This window comes from Pantoea conspicua (assembly GCF_002095315.1).
GTDB classification, from domain to species: Bacteria; Pseudomonadota; Gammaproteobacteria; order Enterobacterales; family Enterobacteriaceae; genus Pantoea; species Pantoea conspicua.
On sequence record NZ_MLFN01000005.1, the window covers coordinates 68,223 to 87,301 of the forward strand.

Genomic DNA, 19,079 nt, shown 5'->3' on the forward strand with positions numbered 1-19,079 from the left:
GAACTTAACCCACGACCAGGTTAAGCAGTTTGCCCGGTACATAAATGACTTTACGAATCGTCACGCCGTCCAGGTATTTCGCCACCAGATGCTCCTGGGCAGCGCGTGCCTGAACCTGTTCCTGTGTGGCATCGGCTGGCACAGTAATTTTACCGCGCACTTTACCGTTAACCTGCACCACCACCAGCAGTGAATCTTCCACCATTGCGGCTTCATCAGCAACCGGCCATGAGGCTTCATCAATCGTGCCTTCGCCACCCAGCGTCTGCCACAGCACATAGCTGGCATGCGGCGTGAACGGATAGAGCAGACGGACGATTGCCAGCAGCGCTTCCTGCATCAGCGCACGATCCTGCTCGCTCTCCTGAGGCGCGCGTGCCAGTTTGTTCATCAGCTCCATAATGGCGGCAATGGCGGTGTTGAACGTCTGACGACGGCCAATGTCATCTGCCACTTTGGCGATGGTTTTGTGCAGATCGCGACGCAGTGATTTCTGCTCATCATTGAGGCTGGCGACGTCGAGCGCCACGGTAGTGCCTTTCTGAGTATGGTCGAACACCAGCTTCCAGACGCGTTTCAGGAAGCGGTTAGCCCCTTCTACACCTGATTCCTGCCACTCCAGCGTCATATCAGCCGGAGAAGCAAACATCATAAACAGACGCACGGTATCGGCGCCGTAACGCTCGACCATCAGCTGAGGATCAATGCCGTTGTTCTTCGACTTCGACATCTTGCTCATGCCCGCGTAGATCACGTCGCGGCCCTGAGTATCAACCGCCTTGATGATGCGGCCTTTCTCATCGCGTTCCACATTAACGTCGACCGGAGAAACCCAGTTACGCTCGCCGTTGGCACCCAGGTAATAGAAGGCATCGGCCAGTACCATACCCTGACACAGCAGGCGCTTAGCCGGTTCATTGGAGTTAACCAGGCCAGCGTCACGCAGCAGTTTGTGGAAGAAGCGGAAATACATCAGGTGCATGATGGCGTGTTCAATTCCCCCCACATACTGATCGACCGGCAGCCAGTAGTTCGCCGCCGCCGGGTCCAGCATGCCATCCTTGTAGTCCGCGCAGGTGTAACGCGCGTAGTACCAGGACGATTCCATAAAGGTATCGAAGGTGTCGGTTTCACGCAGCGCTGGCTGACCGTTCACCGTGGTTTTTGCCCACTCCGGATCGGCTTTAATCGGGCTGGTAATGCCGTCCATCACCACATCTTCTGGCAGGATCACCGGCAGCTGGTCTTCTGGCGCAGGCATGACCGTTCCATCTTCCAGCGTGACCATCGGGATTGGCGCACCCCAGTAACGCTGACGTGAGACACCCCAGTCGCGCAGGCGGTAGTTCACTTTACGCACGCCCACGCCTTTTGCGGCCAGCGCTTCGGCAATGGCGTTGAAGCCGGCGGCATGATCCAGACCGTTAAATTCGCCTGAGTTAAACAGCGCACCTTTATCGGTCATCGCTGCGGTGCTGACGTCTGGTACACTGCCGTCAAGGTTCAGGACGACGGGCTTAATCGGCAGATCGTATTTGGTGGCAAATTCCCAGTCGCGTTGATCGTGGGCCGGAACCGCCATTACCGCGCCGGTGCCATATTCCATCAGCACAAAGTTAGCCACCCAGACCGGGATGGGCTCGCCGGTCAGCGGATGGATAGCAGACAGGCCAGTGGCCATGCCTTTCTTCTCCATGGTCGCCATTTCCGCTTCAGCCACTTTGGTGTTGCGGCATTCGGCGATAAAGTCAGCCAGCACCGGATTATTCACCGAAGCCTGGGTAGCCAGCGGGTGACCGGCCGCCACGGCGACATAGGTCGCGCCGATAAAGGTATCCGGACGGGTGGTGTAGACGGTGACTTTCTCTTCGCTGTTCGCCACGTCAAAGGTGATCTCTACCCCTTCAGAGCGGCCAATCCAGTTACGCTGCATGGTCTTGACCTGCTCAGGCCACTCTTCCAGCGTATCAAGATCGTTCAGCAGTTCTTCTGCGTAATCGGTGATTTTAATAAACCACTGCGGGATCTCTTTACGTTCAACTTTGGTATCACAGCGCCAGCAGCAGCCATCAATTACCTGCTCGTTAGCCAGCACGGTCTGGTCATTCGGGCACCAGTTCACCGCAGAGGTTTTTTTATACACCAGGCCTTTTTCATACAGCTTAGTGAAAAACCACTGTTCCCAGCGATAATATTCCGGCTGACAGGTCGCCAGTTCACGGCTCCAGTCATAACCAAAACCCAGCAGTTTAAGCTGGTTTTTCATGTAGGCGATGTTGTCGTAGGTCCAGGGAGCGGGTGCAGTATTGTTTTTTACTGCAGCGCCTTCTGCAGGCAGACCGAAAGCATCCCAGCCAATCGGCTGTAGCACGTTTTTGCCGAGCATACGCTGATAACGCGCGATTACGTCGCCGATGGTGTAGTTACGAACGTGGCCCATATGCAGGCGACCAGAAGGATAGGGCAACATGGATAGGCAATAGTATTTTTCTTTGCCTTCCTGCTCAGTCACTTTAAACGTTTCGTTTTCATCCCAGTGCTGCTGCACGCGGGATTCAATCTCTTCCGGGCGGTATTGCTCTTGCATGGCTGCCTGTGGTCCTTAATGAATAACACTTTGCTGATGTTAAGATCCGCATAGCATACCCATAAGGCCGCGCATCAACAACACTTCCCACTTTTGCTGGCGCGATTTCTGCGGAAAGCGTCAATGCCTTCACCCTTTTGTAATTCCCTGTACAGACGACACGGCAAACAGCGCAAAGCGACTAAACTTACTGCAGCGATGATCTACATAAAGGAGAACAAAATGAATAAAGTGGCTCAGGAATATCGCGAGTCGTTAGCGGTGCTGACCGAACGTCTTCGTCAGGGCGATCGGAATATTGATAGTCTGATTAGCGAACGGCGCAGCCAGCTGATGGCGCGTCCGGATCTGACCACCGATGAGGTCGATCAGGCACTCAACTCGGTGCGCCGCGATTTAGAAGAGTTTGCACGCAGCTATACCGATGTAGAAGAACCGCTGGCCGATTCACTGTTTATGCGGATTATTCGCGAAAGCGTCTGGAAAGAGCTGGCGGATATCACCGATAAAAGCCAGCTTGAGTGGCGTGAAGTGTTTCAGGATCTGCATCACCATGGCGTTTATCAGAGCGGAGAAGTGGTGGGGCTGGGCAATCTGGTGTGTGAAAAGTGCCAGTTCACCCGCGCAATCTACACGCCTGAAACCCTGTCCCGCTGTCCGGAGTGCGGTCACGATCAGTTTCAGCGTCAGCCATTCGAACCCTGAAAAAATGGCGGGCACCTGGCCCGCCTTTCTTTCGTGCAAAAGATTCAGTGCAAAATTTTCGCGAGGAAATCTTTGGCGCGGTCAGACTGCGGGTTATTAAAGAAGTCATCTTTATTGGTGTCTTCGATAATTTTACCCTCATCCATGAAGATCACGCGATTGGCCACTTTCCGGGCAAAGCCCATCTCATGTGTCACCACCATCATCGTCATCCCTTCCTGCGCCAGTTCAACCATCACATCCAGCACTTCGTTAATCATCTCGGGATCAAGCGCGGAGGTGGGCTCGTCAAACAGCATCGCAATCGGGTCCATACAAAGCGCGCGGGCAATCGCCACACGCTGCTGCTGGCCGCCTGAGAGCTGACCCGGAAACTTCTCGGCGTGCGCCGATAACCCCACCCGATTGAGCAGTTTCAGCCCCTTATCACGCGCCGCCGCTTTATCGCGTTTCAGCACTTTCACCTGCGCCAGCACCAGGTTGTTGATGATGCTGAGGTGCGGAAACAGTTCGAAGTGCTGGAATACCATCCCGACCTGACTACGCAGCCTGGCGAGATTGGTTTTCTTGTTGTTCACTTCGGTGCCGTTCACCGCGATCACGCCTTGCTGAATCGGCTCAAGGCCATTCACTGTCTTAATCAGGGTCGATTTACCGGATCCGGACGGTCCGCATACCACCACCACTTCACCTTTTTTAACTTCGGTAGAGCAGTCGGTCAGCACCTGAAAGTGACCATACCACTTAGAAACATTTTTCAGGCTAATCATTTAAACCGTCCTTTTTCTTTTTAGATAACTGACCAGCAGTGACGCGCTCAGGCTGATAACGAAGTAGACCAGACCGGCAAACAGAATCATTTCAACCTGAGTGCCGTCGCGCTCACCAATGGTGGACGCCGTACGGAAGAAGTCCGCCAGGCTTAACACATAGACCAGCGAGGTATCCTGAAACAGCACGATACCCTGAGTCAGCAGCAGCGGCACCATGGCGCGAAACGCCTGCGGCAGGATGATAAGTTTCATCGATTGCCACTGCGTCATGCCCAGCGCCAGCGCGGCATTGCCCTGACCGCGTGAGATACTGATAATCCCGGCGCGGATAATTTCCGAGTAATAGGCAGCTTCAAAAAGTGAGAAGGCGACCATCGCGGAAATCAGGCGGATATCCGTTTTCGGCGACAGTCCCAGTACCTGTTGCAGGAAACTCGGCACCACCAGATAGAACCACAGCAGCACCATGACCAGCGGCACCGAGCGGAACAGGTTGACGTACAGTCTGGCGAACCAGCTGACCGGCTTGATGGACGACAGACGCATTACCGCCAGCAGCGTACCCCAGAGAATACCGAATACCACGGCGGTGATGGTGATCTTGAAGGTGATTACCAGGCCGTTAAGCAGATAGGGCAGGCTGGGGGTAATTGAACTCCAGTCAAACTCGTACATTACTTGCCTCCCCCATTGCCAGGCAGACGCACTTTGCGTTCAACCAGGCTCATTAAAAACATGATCACCAGGTTGATGGCGATATAGGCCAGCGTAATGGCGGTAAACGATTCGTAGGCGTGAGCAGAATAGTCGAGCAGTTTGCCCGCCTGCGCCGCCATATCAACCAGACCGATGGTTGACGCGATGGCGGAGTTCTTGACCAGGTTGAGCATTTCTGAAGTCATCGGCGGCACGATCACCCGATAGGCGTTCGGCAGCAGAACATAGCGGTAGGTCTGCGGCAGCGTTAAGCCCATCGCCAGACCGGCATTCTTTTGACCACGTGGCAGTGACTGAATGGCGGCACGCACCTGCTCGCAGACGCGGGCGGCGGTAAACAGACCAAGACAGATCATCGATGAGACGAAGAACTGAATATTGGGGTCCAGCTCAGCCTTAAACCACATGCCGAGGTTTTCACCCACCAGTTCTGGTGCCACCAGATACCAGAAGAAGAATTGCACAATCAGCGGAATGTTGCGAAACAGTTCGACATAGCAGGTGCCAATGGTCGACAGCAGTCGATTAGGCACGGTGCGCAGAATGCCGAAGAATGAACCCACGCAGAAAGCGATAATCCAGGCACAGCAGGAGACGGCAATTGTCACCTGAAAACCGGACCACAGCCAGCCGAGGTAGGTCGTGTTACCGAACGGGGCCTGTTCGAGGAAAATGCCCCAGTTCCAATCGATACCCATAACGAGCTCCGGTAAAAAAGGGTAGCTAAGCTACCCTGAAGATTGATGAACGGCGTTTTCTCTCCTGGACCAGGGGAACGACCCGGTTCAGTCTGTCTGTCCGCGCCGCGGTTTCAGCAATCGAGAGGGCAGCCAGGCCGCCCTTGTTATACCCGTCGTCTTTCAGGCTGCATTTTTGTTGGCTACGTTCACTCACCCGAATCACTTATCTGAGTAAGCTCATCGGGATTCATTCTCTTGCCGCCTCAATGCAATCTGAAATCCATTGGGTATTTTGTTGTTAGTTCAGTGCTTTATCATTTGGCGTTTTGAACAGCGCTTTCATGTCATCTGACAGTTCAAAGTTCATGTTCAGGTTTTTCGGTGGGATCGGCTGTTTGAACCAGGTATCAAACCATTTTTCAGCCTGACCTGAGGTCTGGGCTTTAGCGATGGTTTCATCCACTAAAGTTTTAAACTGCGGATCGTCTTTACGCAGCATGCAGCCGTAGGCTTCTTTCGACTGCGGCGTCCCTAAGATCTCCCAGTTGTCTGGCTTTTTCGCTTTAGCACGTTCACCGGCCAGCAGGGCATCATCCATCATAAAGGCCACGGCACGACCGGTTTCCAGCGTACGGAACGAGTCACCATGATCCTTCGCGCTGATAATGCGCATTTCCATCTTCTTCTCGTCGTTCAGCTTGTGCAGCAGCACTTCAGAAGTGGTACCAGAGGTCACCACCACAGTTTTGCCTTTCAGATCGGTGAAATCTTTAATCGGGCCGCCTTTTTTCACCAGCAGACGGGTACCAATAACGAAAATGGTGTCCGAGAATGCCGCTTGTTTCTGGCGCTCCAGGTTGTTGGTGGTGGAGCCACACTCAAAATCGTAGGTGCCATTTTGCAACAGCGGAATACGGTTTTGTGAGGTGATTGGGATCATTTTGATCTGCAGATCAGGCTTGTTCAGCTTCGCTTTAATGGCGTCCACAATGGCTGCGGAATAGGCCTGTGAGTAGCCGACGACTTTTTGCTGGTTGTCATAGTAAGAAAAGGGAACTGATGATTCGCGATGCCCGACCACAATGACACCATTGTCATTGATCTTCTTCAGGGTGCCGCTGAGATCTTCCGCCTGGGCCGCTCCCGCTGCTGCGCCGATCAGCAGAAGAGATAATGCCACTTTGCGTAGTTGCATGTTCCAACTCCTTCGTATGGAAAATGCACAGGATATAACCTGTGCTGATTATGATGTTGTGTGTATTTCCTGCTGCTTTTCTTCTGGTTACCCTGCAACGCTGCTGCGCGCAGAATAGTCACTAACATAACGGATTGTTAACGCGATGAAACAAAAAAGTTTCTTTTTTGCGAGGTGATCCGCACCAAAAAAAGGCAATTTTCATTGCCTGCGCGGTAAAGGTGCAGGCGAAGCGACTATTTTGGTGCAATCAACCTCCCGTCAGCGCGTACAACGAGCCTGTTTGCGAAAAACACTGGAATATTTAGCAATCATCGTGCCAGAAACGTGTTTACGCACGATAACGCAGCAGAGACTGCGGTCAGGGAAGGGTAAAATAGCGGGTAAAAGTGATAAAAAAAGGCGAAGCAACCGCTTCGCCTTTCAGCATGATGGCAATCAGCGTCGGCGACGCAGCAGGGCAACCGCCGCCGCCAGAGCGGTGAGGATCCAGACCGGCCAGACCCCAGCATGCGCATACGGCGTTTCACCGGTAGTCGGTGTGACTTTGTCGGTTAATACGCTACGGGTGAACTGCGGCAACATCTTTTCCACTTCACCATGAGCATTGACCACCGCCGTTACACCATTATTGGTGCTGCGCAACAGAGGACGGCCCAGCTCCAGCGCCCGCATCCGCGCCATCTGGAAATGCTGCCACGGACCTATAGAGTGACCAAACCACGCATCATTAGAAACTGTCAGCAGGAAATTGGTATCGGGATGGAAGTTGGCGCGCACCTGTTCACCGAGCACGATCTCGTAGCAGATGGCGCTGGTCAGGTTGTAGCCCGCGACCCGAAGCTGCGGCTGAAGATAAGCGCCACGGCTGAACGCGGACATCGGCAGATCGAAGAACGGCGCCAGGGGGCGCAGCAGGTCGGCCAGCGGAACAAATTCACCAAAGGGCACCAGATGATTTTTCTGGTAGCGGTTACCGCTGAAGTAGTTATAAGGCGCATTACCGCCCAGCACGATCACCGTGTTGTAATCGTGATAACGGTTCTGCTCCAGCCGGGAGTCGACAATGCCGGTGATCAGCGAACTGCCGCGCGCGCGCAGTTCGTCATCCAGCGAACGCAGGAACGGCTGCTGATTGCTCTCCAGATCGGTAATCGCTGATTCTGGCCAGATGATAATCGGTGTTTTGCCCATCAGCGGCTGGCTGAGCTCGCTATAGATGCGCAACGTGTTCAGCAACTGCTGCGGGTCCCACTTCATCGACTGGGGAATATTCCCCTGTACCAGTGCCACATCAACCGCGCGTGCTGGTAATGGCTGAACCCACTGAACGTAGCGCAACGGCCACGGCAGGGCCAGCAGCAGCAGTGCTGCCACCAGACTTTTCATATCGCGCTGTTGCAGGGCATAGACCAGCAGGCCTGCAACCACCATCAGCAGGAAAGTCAGGGTTTCCACGCCGCCCAGCGGCGCCACGCCTTTCAGCGGGCCATCAATCTGGCTGTAACCAAACTGCAGCCACGGAAAGCCGGTCAGTATCCAGCCGCGCAGAAACTCGGTTATCTGCCATAACGCCGGTGCGGCCAGCGCCAGACGCCATACTGTCGCGCGCGGCCAGAGGCGATTAAGCAGGCCGGCAAATAGCGCCGGATAGATCGCCAGATAAGCCGCCAGCAGCACCACTAAAAAGACGTTAATGGGGCCAGGCATACCGCCAAAGGTGGCAATGCTGACGTAGACCCAGTTGATGCCGCTGCCAAACAGGCCAAAACCCCAGACAAAGCCAATTGCACTGGCCTGCGGGCTGGTGCGATTAAGGGTCAGAAGCTGTAAACCGCACAGAGATAACAGCGCGGCGGGCCAGAAATCGTAAGGAGAGAAGGCGAGGGTGCCAGACGCACCCGTTAATAAAGCCAGCAGCAGGCGAACCCGCTGACGCGGGTAAAGTGAGGCTAAAGCCATAGACTTATTCGTCATCCAGTTGAGGTTGTGGCGAGTTTTCCGGAATCGTGACATGAACCTGGATGATACGGCGGCTATCGGCCATCGCTATTTTGAACTGGTAACCTTCAATTTCGATGCTCTCCCCGCGCGCCGGCAGATGGCCGAATCCCTGCATCACCAGACCACCGATGGTATCGACCTCATCATCGCTGAACTGCGTGCCGAACACCTCATTGAAATCTTCAATCGCGGTCAGCGCTCGCACTGTAAAGGTGTGGCGATTGAGCTGACGGATATCACGATCTTCTTCGTCGTCATACTCATCCTCAATTTCACCGACAATCAGTTCCAGAATGTCTTCAATGGTCACCAGTCCAGAGACGCCACCAAACTCATCGATCACAATCGCCATATGGTAACGCTGAGAACGGAACTCTTTCAGCATCCGGTCTACGCGCTTGCTTTCAGGTACCACCACTGCCGGACGCAGCACTTTCTCAATGCTGAACGGTTCAGATTCGCTGCTCATAAACGGCAGTAAATCTTTGGCCATCAGGATCCCTTCAACGTGATCTTTGTCTTCGCTGATCACCGGGAAGCGCGAATGGGCCGACTCGATAATCACATCCAGACACTCTTCGAGGTTCTGATTGCGTTTCAGGGTGATCATTTGCGAGCGCGGGATCATAATGTCACGCACGCGCTGCTCCGCAATATCCAGCACCCCTTCAAGCATGTCGCGGGTATCCTGGTCAATCAGGTCTTTATGATTTGAGTCGCGGATCAGCTCCAGTAGCTCATCACGGTTTTTCGGTTCACCGTGAAAAAGTTGGTTGATCAACAGGGAAAAGAATCCCTTTTTACTACTGGGTGCATCGCTGTTTTGAGAATGGTCGTCGCTCATGGCGGTTTTTAAAGATCTCTCTGGTGAGGAATTAACGCTGCCAGCAAAGCGCTGGCAGCAGGATAGCCGGAACCCAGGGCTCAGGCGTCTTCTTTCTCCGAAATGTACGGATCAGGATACCCAAGAGCAAGCATTATCTCGGTCTCCAGTGACTCCATCTCTTCGGCTTCGTCGTCTTCAATATGGTCGTAACCCAGCAGGTGAAGCGTGCCGTGGACCACCATGTGCGCCCAGTGGGCTTCCACCGGTTTGTTTTGCTCAGCCGCTTCCTGCTCCACCACCTGACGACAAATAATCAGGTCGCCAAGCAGCGGCAGTTCGATGCCCGGCGGGGCCTCGAACGGGAAAGAGAGCACGTTGGTGGGTTTATTTTTACCGCGATAGGTCAGATTCAGTTCATGACTTTCCGCTTCATCCACCAGACGCACCGTGACTTCGCTTTCCGGCTGAAAAGGGGTAACCGCCGCTGACAGCCAGCGGTGAAACTGGCTTTCAGCGGGCAGATCGGTGCTGTTTTCACAGGCGATCTGCAGGTCAAGAATCACCTCGCTCATTTGCTCTCCTGCGTCACGCTCTGGGCGGCCAGCGCCTCGCGTTTTCGCTCTTCAGCATGCTGATCGCGGCGTTTCTGATCGGCCTCTTCCCAGGCTTCATAGGCGGTGACAATACGGGCCACCACCGGATGCCGCACCACGTCTTCACTGTGGAAGAAGTTGAAGCTGATCTCTTCCACTTCTGACAGCACTTCGATCGCATGGCGCAGGCCCGATTTAACGTGGCGTGGCAGGTCAATCTGGGTCACGTCACCGGTGATCACCGCTTTAGAGTTGAAGCCGATACGCGTCAGGAACATCTTCATCTGTTCGATGGTGGTGTTCTGGCTCTCATCGAGAATGATAAAGGCGTCATTCAGCGTACGGCCACGCATGTAAGCCAGCGGCGCGACTTCGATGACGTTGCGCTCCATCAGCTTCTCAACCCGCTCAAACCCAAGCATCTCGAACAGCGCGTCATACAGTGGACGCAGATAAGGGTCTACCTTCTGGCTCAGATCGCCGGGCAGAAAGCCGAGCTTCTCACCCGCTTCAACCGCCGGACGGGTCAGCAGGATACGGCGAATCTCCTGACGTTCCAGCGCATCCACTGCCGCCGCCACCGCCAGATACGTCTTACCCGTACCGGCAGGACCGACGCCAAAGGTGATGTCATGGTCAAGCACGTTAGCGATATACTGCGCCTGGTTTGGCGTACGTGGCTTGATTACGCCGCGTTTGGTCTTGATATTGACCGCTTTGCCATACTCCGGCACGCTTTCGGCCGTCTGCTCCAGCACCCGGCTCTCTTTGATCGCCAGATGAATCTGGTCCGGCTCAATATCCGGAATGTCACCGCGTACCGGCGCGGTATCCACATAGAGTGTTTTCAGAATGTCAGCCGCCGCATTCACGCAGAGTGCGCGCCCCACCAGCTTAAAGACGTTGTCCCGACGATTGATCTCAATACCCAGACGACGTTCAAGCTGTTTCACATTATCGTCAAATGGACCGCACAGGCTCATCAGACGACGATTATCGGCCGGTTCAAGGGCGATTTCACGAGTTTCGATATTCAAACGAATCCTTTGGGTCACTCAGGGCCAGTTATGAGGGTTGTCTGACGCACCGTTGGGCTTAACCGGATGCTCCATAACGAAATTATTTATGCCGTAACGCCTGGGCGCAAGCTTAAGGAGAGATATTTGGGCGGCACTTTCAGAAACCAAGTGCAACAAAGTGAAATTGGCGGCAATGCTGTGCGCATTGCCGCAAGTATGGCAGACATCAAGGCTGGAACAGACCTACGCCGATCTCGTTCTCTTTACGGGTGCGGGCGATGACGGAAGCCGGGCTTTCGGCCATGCGCAGCCCCATCTCTTCTTCGGTACGCACCAGCTTACCGCGCAGTGAGTTGGTATAGACATCGACGATTTCGACATCAACGAACTTGCCGATCATCTCAGGCGAACCCTCAAAGTTCACCACACGATTATTTTCGGTGCGGCCAGAAACTTCCATCACGTTCTTGCGGGAGATGCCTTCCACCAGGATACGCTGCACCGTGCCGAGCATCCGGCGGCTGATCGCCTGCGCCTGCTGATTGATGCGATCCTGCAGGATCCACAGGCGCTGCTTTTTCTCCTCTTCGCTGACGTCATCCGGCAGGTCAGCCGCCGGGGTGCCCGGACGCGCCGAGTAGATAAAGCTGAAGCTGACGTCGAAATTGATATCGGCGATCAGCTTCATCGTCTGCTCGAAATCCTGCTGGGTCTCACCCGGGAAACCGATGATGAAGTCAGAACTGATCTCAATATCCGGGCGGGCCGCGCGCAGCTTACGGATAATCGCCTTATACTCCAGCGCAGTGTGTGCCCGTTTCATCAGCGTCAGAATCCGGTCGGCACCGCTCTGTACCGGCAGATGCAGGAAGCTCACCAGCTCCGGCGTATCGCGGTAGACCTCGATAATGTCATCGGTGAACTCAATCGGGTGACTGGTGGTGAAGCGAATCCGGTCGATACCATCAATGGCCGCCACCAGTCGCAGCAGTTCCGCGAAGGTGCAGACGCCGCCATCAAAGGTGGCCCCGCGATAAGCGTTAACGTTCTGGCCGAGCAGGTTGACTTCGCGCACGCCCTGGGCCGCCAGCTGGGCGATCTCCAGCAGAATGTCGTCGCTCGGACGGCTGACTTCTTCACCGCGGGTATAGGGCACCACGCAGAAGGTACAGTATTTGTTGCAGCCTTCCATGATGGAGACGAAGGCGGTCGGACCTTCTGCACGCGGGTCCGGCAGACGGTCAAATTTCTCGATTTCCGGGAAGCTGATGTCAACCACCGGACTTTTACTGCCGCGTACGGTATTGATCATTTCTGGCAGACGGTGCAGGGTCTGCGGGCCAAAAACGATATCCACGCAAGGCGCACGCTGGCGAATGTGATCCCCTTCCTGCGACGCCACGCAGCCGCCGACGCCGATGATCAAATCCGGGTTACGCTCTTTTAACTTTTTCCAGCGTCCCAACTGGTGGAAAACCTTCTCCTGCGCTTTCTCGCGAATAGAACAGGTGTTGAGCAGCAGAATATCCGCCTCTTCAGCGACCTCGGTCAGCGTGTAGCCGTGCGTACTGTTCAGCAGGTCAGACATCTTCGATGAATCATACTCATTCATCTGACATCCCCAGGTTTTAATATGCAGTTTTTTTGTCATCGAACTAGCCATTGATTCAGTGCAGTGAAGTGCAGGGCGCGTATTGTAATGCTTTGATGCTGTTGTGACCAGCCTAAGGGCTTTTCTGATCGTGCCAGAATTTTCCGGTACACTTTGCTTCAATCAGACCCGTGTTGCGCAGGCTGGCGGGAAAAGAAGAAGGATAAAAGCAATGCAGGATAACCAGTTTGATGTGGTAATCGTCGGCGGCGGCATGGTGGGTGCGGCGCTGGCGTGTGGACTGACGCAGCATAAATTTCGCGTGGCGGTGATTGAGCGCGCAGAGCCGGCCCCTTTTGCTGCGGAGAGCGATCCCGATCTGCGGATCTCGGCTATCGGCTCATCCTCGGTGGCGTTATTAAAGCAGCTTAACGTCTGGTCACGGGTTGAAGCGATGCGCTGTGCGCCCTATCGCAAGCTGGAAACCTGGGAGTGGCAAACCGCTCAGGTCAGCTTTGATGCCGCCTCACTCGGGCTGCCTGAACTCGGTTTTATGGTGGAAAATAGCGTGCTGCAACGGGCGCTGTGGGAAGAGATGCAGGCGCTCGGCGTCACGCTCTGTTGCCCGGCCACGCTGGAGAACCTGCAGCAGGAGAATGGCGGCTGGCGCGTTGATCTGAGCGGCGACGAGACGCTGCATAGCCGGCTGGTGGTGGGCGCTGATGGCGCTAACTCTCAGGTACGGCAAATGGCAGGGATTGGTATCCACGGCTGGAGCTATGCCCAGTCCTGTTTACTGATCAGCGTTACCTGTGAACATCCGGCCGGTGATGCCACCTGGCAACATTTCACGCCCCAGGGGCCGCGCGCTTTTCTGCCGCTGTATGACAACCGCGCTTCGCTGGTCTGGTATGACGCCCCTGCGCGGATACGTCAGCTGCAGGCGATGGCATTGCCGCAGCTGGAGAAAGAGATAGCCAGCCACTTTCCGGCCCGTCTGGGGCGGTTTAAAGCCCATGGGGCGGCTGGCTTCCCGCTGGTACGTCGTCATGCGGCACGTTACGTGCTGCCCGGACTGGCGCTGGTGGGCGATGCGGCACACACCATCAACCCGCTGGCGGGGCAGGGCGTGAACCTCGGCTATCGCGATATCGATGCGTTGATCGATGTGCTGGTGACCGCGCGCGGCGCAGCAGAAGACTGGGCGGCGGAGCGGATATTGCAGCGCTATCAGCGCCAGCGACGTACCGACAACATGCTGATGCAGGGCGGGATGGATCTCTTCTATTTCGCCTTCAGCAATCAACTGGCGCCGCTGCGTTTTGCGCGTAATCTTGGGCTGATGGCGGCCGAGCATTCCGGGGTATTAAAGCGGCAGGTGCTGCGCTATGCGCTGGGGTTATAAATCAGCCTGAAAGCGTTATACGGCTCGTGATAAGGCGGGCCGCTACATTGCCTGGCATTGGTCAGGGAAACACAAAAACAACAAAGCCCGCAAAAGCGGGCTTTGTTGTGCAATTTGGCTGGGGTGCAGGGATTCGAACCCCGGAATGCTGGTATCAGAAACCAGTGCCTTACCGCTTGGCGACACCCCAATAGGTGTTATATCAAATTGTCTTTTGTGTGGCTGGGGTGCAGGGATTCGAACCCCGGAATGCTGGTATCAGAAACCAGTGCCTTACCGCTTGGCGACACCCCAATAATATGGTGGCTACGACGGGAATCGAACCTGTGACCCCAGCATTATGAGTGCTGTGCTCTAACCAGCTGAGCTACGTAGCCAAATTGTACTGCATTTCGATGATGGCTGGGATACCTGGATTCGAACCAGGGAATGCCGGTATCAAAAACCGGTGCCTTACCGCTTGGCGATATCCCATCCGTCCACTCGCAGCCACGAGATTCATCGAAATTGGCTGGGGTACCTGGATTCGAACCAGGGAATGCCGGTATCAAAAACCGGTGCCTTACCGCTTGGCGATACCCCATCCATGCTGCCGAATAATGAAATGGTGCGGGAGGCGAGACTTGAACTCGCACACCTTGCGGCGCCAGAACCTAAATCTGGTGCGTCTACCAATTTCGCCACTCCCGCAAAAAAAGATGGTGGCTACGACGGGAATCGAACCTGTGACCCCAGCATTATGAGTGCTGTGCTCTAACCAGCTGAGCTACGTAGCCATCTTTTTTTCGCGTTACCTTCATCGGCGTTGCGGGGCGCATTATGCGGAGTTGACTTAACAGCGTCAACAAGTTTTTTGCCGTTTTTTTACGGATAACCGCTGTTTGACCGGCTTATAACCAGGCTGCTGGTTTATTCAACAATTTTACAGTGAATACAACGCTGATGATAAAAAAAAGGGCCCGCAGAGGCCCATTTTTTTCTGTTTCATTGCCCTTATTTATAGGCTGACTGATGGACGCCCACGGCGCGACCAGAAGGATCGTCCATGTTTTTAAATGCTTCGTCCCACTCAATCGCCTTGGCTGAGGAGCAGGCCACTGATGGGCCGCCAGGCACACACTCTGCCGCGCTCGGTAACGGGAACAGCTCTTCAAAGATTTCACGGTACAGATAGGCTTCTTTAGAACCCGGCGTGTTGAACGGGAAACGGAAGTGCGCGGTGGCCAGCTGCTGGTCGCTGATTTGCTTCGCGGCAACCTCTTTCAGTGAGTCGATCCAGCTGTAACCCACGCCATCGGAGAACTGCTCTTTCTGACGCCATGCGACGCTTTCCGGCAGGTATGAAGAGAAACATTCACGCAGGATGTGTTTCTCCATTTTGCCGTTGCTGCCACACATTTTGTCCGCCGGGTTGATGCGCATCGCCACGTCGAGGAATTTTTTATCCAGGAAGGGGACGCGGGCTTCCACGCCCCAGGCTGACATCGCCTTGTTGGCACGGGCGCAGTCGAACATGTGCAGCGCCTGCAGTTTGCGCACGTTTTCTTCGTGGAACTCTTTGGCATTCGGCGCTTTATGGAAATAGAGGTAGCCGCCGAACACTTCATCTGCGCCTTCACCCGACAGCACCATCTTAATGCCCATCGCTTTAATCTTACGTGACATCAAATACATCGGCGTGGACGCGCGGATAGTGGTGACGTCGTAAGTTTCAATGTGATAAATCACATCGCGAATCGCATCCAGACCTTCCTGCACGGTGAAATGAATTTCGTGGTGCACAGTACCGAGATGTTCTGCAACCGATTTGGCCGCTTTCAGATCGGGCGATCCTTCCAGCCCCACCGCGAACGAGTGCAGCTGCGGCCACCAGGCATCGCTTTTATCCTGATCTTCTACCCGCTTAGCGGCAAAGCGCTTGGTGACGGCCGAGATGATTGAGGAATCGAGACCGCCCGACAGCAGTACACCGTAAGGCACATCAGACATCAGGTGGCTTTTCACTGACTCTTCCAGCGCATGTTTCAGGCCCGCAGCGTCGGTGGTGTTGTGTTCGACATTTTTGTATTCCATCCAGTCACGCTGCCAGTAGCGACGGATTTCGCCATCGGTGCTGGAGAGGTAGCTGCCCGGCGGGAACTCTTTGATTGAACGACAGGCCGGCACCAGCGCTTTCATCTCTGACGCGACATAGAGGTTGCCGTGCTCATCGTTACCCATATAGAGCGGAATGATGCCGATGTGATCACGGCCAATCAGGTAACTTTTTTTAACGCTGTCATACAGAATAAAGGCGAACATGCCTTCCAGATCGTCGAGAAAATCAACGCCTTTTTCCTGATACAGCGCCAGAATGACTTCACAGTCAGATCCGGTCTGGAACTGATAGCGGTCGCTCAGCTCTGCGCGCAGTGCCCGATGGTTATAGATCTCGCCGTTAACCGCCAGGACGTGAGTGTGGTCGGCGTTGTACAGCGGCTGTGCACCATTGTTGACGTCAACGATTGAGAGGCGTTCATGCGCCAGGATGGCATGGTCATCGGCATAGACACCAGACCAGTCCGGGCCGCGATGACGCATTAAGCGTGAACATTCCAGCGCTTTTTTGCGCAGCTCAACAGGATCGGTTTTCAGATCCAGCACACCAAAAATTGAACACATAACTGACTCCTGAGCTCACCTTACGGCGATGTTATCTTTTGCGTTTGTCCGGCAGCCTGACGCTGCGTGATGTATAAGAAAATGCGCTATTTGGTGTATTCAATGCAAGAGGAATCACGATTTACTGACAAAAAGATTGTTGTCGTGGCGATAAAATTGAATAAACGTCAAATTAATGACAATTTTATTGTCGAATCGATAATGAAATGCATTTTCTGGCTGGATTTTAACCGAAGGAAAGGGCGGTAATCGGTCGAAAAGAGGGGGACACATCACGCTTTAGCCCGATGCGTCATAAGAAAAAGGCATCAGAACAGGTCAATATCCGCGACTGAAGGGTAGATCCAGTCTGGCCGGAACGGCAAGGCATCAATATCGCTTAAGGTTGACACGCCGGACAGCACCAGCACCGTCTCCAGCCCGGCCTGAAAACCGGCCAGAATATCGGTGCGCAGATTGTCACCAACAATTACCGTCTCTTCCGAATGCGCCTGCATCTTGTTCAGGGCCGCACGCATAATGTAGGGACTCGGTTTGCCCACGTAGAAAGGGCGGCGACCGGAAATCTTCTCAATGCCGGCACACAGCGCGCCACAGGCGGGAACAAAGCCGCGCGCATGGGTATCCGGGTTAGTGGCAATGAAGCGCGCGCCGTTAGCGACGAAAAACGCGGCCTTGTGCATCATATCCCAGTTGAACGAACGCGTTTCCCCGACGATAACAAAATCGGGGTTGATATCGGTGATGGTAAAGCCCGCCTTGTAAAGTTCGTGGATCAGCGCGCCTTAACCAATCACATAGGCTTTTTTACCTTCCTGGCGGCGCAGGAAATCGGCCGTGGCCATCGCCGAGGTGTAAAATACCGAATCCGGCACCTCAACGCCCGCCGAGGCAAAACGGTTCGCCAGATCCTGCTCGGTTTGCGAAGGGTAGTTGGTCAGCAGCACCAGCGGCATCTCTTTCGCCAGAATGCGCTGCAAAAACTCCTGAGCGCCGGGAACTGCCGTATTGTCGTGCATCAGCACGCCATCAATGTCACAAATTACGCTTTTAATGGTCATAGTCAGATCCGATGTGGCCCGCCAGAGCGGCAGGCTGAGCTTATTCTTCGAGAAGATGTTGCAGCAGAATGCCGTTAAGCATGGCACGTTTTGCCAGCGCAAAGGCGCCGATTGCCGAACGATGATCCAGCGTTGAGCGGACCACCGGCAGATTTTTGCGGAAAGCAACGAGAGCCTGCGTATTAATGCAGCCTTCAATTGCGGGCAGTAACACTTTCTCCGCGTCGGTGATTTCACCGGCCAGCACCACTTTTTGCGGATTAAACAGATTGATGGCAATGGCAATGGCTTTGCCAAGGTAGCGGCCAACATATTCAATCACTTCACAAGCCAGTGCATCGCCCTGATTAGCCGCTTTACAGATTTGTGGCATCTGGCACGCGTCGAGCGTCAGCATACTGGGGTAGCCCTGATTCAGCAGGTGACGCACCCGGTTTTCAATCGCGCCGTTGGCGGCGATGGTTTCGAGGCAGCCAAAATTACCGCAATGGCAGCGTTCGCCCAGCGGATCGACCTGAATGTGACCAATCTCCCCGACGTTACCGTTGCTGCCGAGAAAAATATGGCCGTTGGCAATAATGCCGGCTCCGGTGCCGCGATGTAAGCGCACCAGAATGGAGTCGGCACAGTCGCGGCTTGCGCCAAAATAGTGCTCAGCCAGCGCCAGGCTGCGAATATCGTGACCGACAAAGCTGGTCACGTTAAAGCGCGCTTTCAGACTGGAAACCAGCGGCCAGTGACTGACCGCAATGTGTGGCATATAGCGGATGACGCCGTTGATCGGGTCAACCAGTCCGGGCAGGATGACCGAGATAGCGATCAGCTCGCGTATTTTGCGCTGGTGCTGCTCAATAAAGGCGCTGATGGCGTTAAACAGCGCATGCTGCAGCGTCTCCTGCGTGCGTTCCGGCAGCGCATAATCTTCCTGCGCCAGTGATTTACCGCTCAGATCGAACAACGTCAGGGTCGCATCGTTGCGCCCGAGCCGGACGCCGATGGTGTGGAAATGGCGGGTTTCAGTGATGATAGAGATGGCGCGGCGACCGCCGGTAGAGGCTTGCTGATCGACCTCTTTGATCAAGCCGCGCTCAATCAATTGACGCGTAATTTTAGTGACGCTGGCGGGCGCAAGCTGGCTGAGTTCGGCGATCTGAATGCGCGATATCGGCCCCTGTTGATCAATCAGCCGGTAAACGGCTGCGCTATTGAGTTGCTTAACAAGATCGACATTTCCTATTTGTGACTGGCCGCCAGTGGTCATT

The 19,079-nt window shown here is 54.7% G+C and carries 14 protein-coding genes, 7 tRNA genes and 1 pseudogene; 2 read left to right on the forward strand and 20 right to left on the reverse strand.

The annotated features are described in order from the left end of the window. Positions 1 to 4: 4 nt before the first annotated feature. Positions 5 to 2,587, reverse strand: a complete 2,583-nt coding sequence (gene leuS / locus HA41_RS03635) for a leucine--tRNA ligase (RefSeq protein ID WP_094119634.1) — start codon at positions 2,585 to 2,587, stop codon at positions 5 to 7. 222 nt (positions 2,588 to 2,809) lie between these two features. On the opposite strand from leuS, the gene HA41_RS03640 reads away from it, so the two are divergent. Beyond that, positions 2,810 to 3,292, forward strand: a complete 483-nt coding sequence (locus HA41_RS03640) for a zinc ribbon-containing protein (RefSeq protein ID WP_094119635.1) — start codon at positions 2,810 to 2,812, stop codon at positions 3,290 to 3,292. 44 nt (positions 3,293 to 3,336) lie between these two features. Here the strand turns inward: HA41_RS03640 and HA41_RS03645 are convergent, their stop codons facing one another. The 9 genes from HA41_RS03645 to miaB form a co-directional block, all read right to left on the reverse strand. Continuing rightward, positions 3,337 to 4,062, reverse strand: a complete 726-nt coding sequence (locus HA41_RS03645; RefSeq protein ID WP_094119636.1) for an amino acid ABC transporter ATP-binding protein — start codon at positions 4,060 to 4,062, stop codon at positions 3,337 to 3,339. Beyond that, the gene (gltK, locus tag HA41_RS03650; protein WP_094119637.1) at positions 4,063 to 4,740 is read right to left on the reverse strand and encodes a glutamate/aspartate ABC transporter permease GltK; all 678 of its coding nucleotides are present in this window, start codon (positions 4,738 to 4,740) and stop codon (positions 4,063 to 4,065) included. Beyond that, positions 4,740 to 5,480: an amino acid ABC transporter permease gene (locus HA41_RS03655; protein ID WP_094119638.1), complete on the reverse strand. Its 741-nt coding sequence runs from the start codon at positions 5,478 to 5,480 to the stop codon at positions 4,740 to 4,742. Before HA41_RS03655 ends, gltK begins: the two co-directional genes overlap by 1 nt. Before the next feature lie 280 nt (positions 5,481 to 5,760). Beyond that, on the reverse strand, positions 5,761 to 6,657 hold the full coding sequence (locus tag HA41_RS03660; RefSeq protein ID WP_094119639.1) for an amino acid ABC transporter substrate-binding protein: 897 nt from the start codon (positions 6,655 to 6,657) through the stop codon (positions 5,761 to 5,763). A gap of 438 nt (positions 6,658 to 7,095) precedes the next feature. After that, a complete protein-coding gene (gene lnt / locus HA41_RS03665) occupies positions 7,096 to 8,619 on the reverse strand; it encodes an apolipoprotein N-acyltransferase (RefSeq protein WP_094119640.1) in 1,524 nt (507 codons plus the stop codon). Positions 8,620 to 8,623: 4 nt separating this feature from the next. Beyond that, complete coding sequence (gene corC / locus HA41_RS03670) at positions 8,624 to 9,505, reverse strand: CNNM family magnesium/cobalt transport protein CorC (protein ID WP_094119641.1); 882 nt, start codon at positions 9,503 to 9,505, stop codon at positions 8,624 to 8,626. 80 nt (positions 9,506 to 9,585) lie between these two features. After that, positions 9,586 to 10,059, reverse strand: coding sequence for an rRNA maturation RNase YbeY (ybeY, locus tag HA41_RS03675; RefSeq protein ID WP_094119642.1), 474 nt, complete (start codon positions 10,057 to 10,059; stop codon positions 9,586 to 9,588). Beyond that, the gene (locus HA41_RS03680; RefSeq protein WP_094119643.1) at positions 10,056 to 11,117 is read right to left on the reverse strand and encodes a PhoH family protein; all 1,062 of its coding nucleotides are present in this window, start codon (positions 11,115 to 11,117) and stop codon (positions 10,056 to 10,058) included. The genes ybeY and HA41_RS03680 overlap by 4 nt, the downstream gene beginning before the upstream one ends. Positions 11,118 to 11,325: 208 nt before the next feature. Further along, positions 11,326 to 12,750: a tRNA (N6-isopentenyl adenosine(37)-C2)-methylthiotransferase MiaB gene (gene miaB / locus HA41_RS03685; RefSeq protein ID WP_094119644.1), complete on the reverse strand. Its 1,425-nt coding sequence runs from the start codon at positions 12,748 to 12,750 to the stop codon at positions 11,326 to 11,328. Between the two features lie 172 nt (positions 12,751 to 12,922). Here miaB and ubiF point away from each other — a divergent pair, with 172 nt between their 5' ends. Further along, complete coding sequence (gene ubiF / locus HA41_RS03690; protein ID WP_094119645.1) at positions 12,923 to 14,095, forward strand: 3-demethoxyubiquinol 3-hydroxylase; 1,173 nt, start codon at positions 12,923 to 12,925, stop codon at positions 14,093 to 14,095. 115 nt (positions 14,096 to 14,210) lie between these two features. Here ubiF and HA41_RS03695 read toward each other — a convergent pair. The 10 genes and pseudogenes from HA41_RS03695 to nagC form a co-directional block, all read right to left on the reverse strand. Continuing rightward, positions 14,211 to 14,285 (reverse strand) — tRNA-Gln (locus HA41_RS03695). Positions 14,286 to 14,314: 29 nt separating this feature from the next. Further along, a tRNA-Gln gene (locus HA41_RS03700) sits at positions 14,315 to 14,389 on the reverse strand. Between the two features lie 6 nt (positions 14,390 to 14,395). After that, positions 14,396 to 14,472, reverse strand: a tRNA-Met gene (locus HA41_RS03705). A gap of 22 nt (positions 14,473 to 14,494) precedes the next feature. Further along, positions 14,495 to 14,569: transfer RNA gene (locus HA41_RS03710), tRNA-Gln, on the reverse strand. Positions 14,570 to 14,603: 34 nt separating this feature from the next. Continuing rightward, positions 14,604 to 14,678: transfer RNA gene (locus HA41_RS03715), tRNA-Gln, on the reverse strand. A gap of 22 nt (positions 14,679 to 14,700) precedes the next feature. Beyond that, a tRNA-Leu gene (locus tag HA41_RS03720) sits at positions 14,701 to 14,785 on the reverse strand. Between the two features lie 9 nt (positions 14,786 to 14,794). Further along, positions 14,795 to 14,871 (reverse strand) — tRNA-Met (locus tag HA41_RS03725). Positions 14,872 to 15,088: 217 nt separating this feature from the next. After that, complete coding sequence (gene asnB / locus HA41_RS03730; RefSeq protein ID WP_094119646.1) at positions 15,089 to 16,756, reverse strand: asparagine synthase B; 1,668 nt, start codon at positions 16,754 to 16,756, stop codon at positions 15,089 to 15,091. Positions 16,757 to 17,064: 308 nt separating this feature from the next. After that, a pseudogene (locus tag HA41_RS03740) lies at positions 17,065 to 17,817 on the reverse strand (HAD-IIA family hydrolase). Between the two features lie 40 nt (positions 17,818 to 17,857). Continuing rightward, a complete protein-coding gene (gene nagC, locus HA41_RS03745; protein ID WP_094119648.1) occupies positions 17,858 to 19,078 on the reverse strand; it encodes a DNA-binding transcriptional regulator NagC in 1,221 nt (406 codons plus the stop codon). Between the last annotated feature and the right edge of the window lies 1 nt (position 19,079).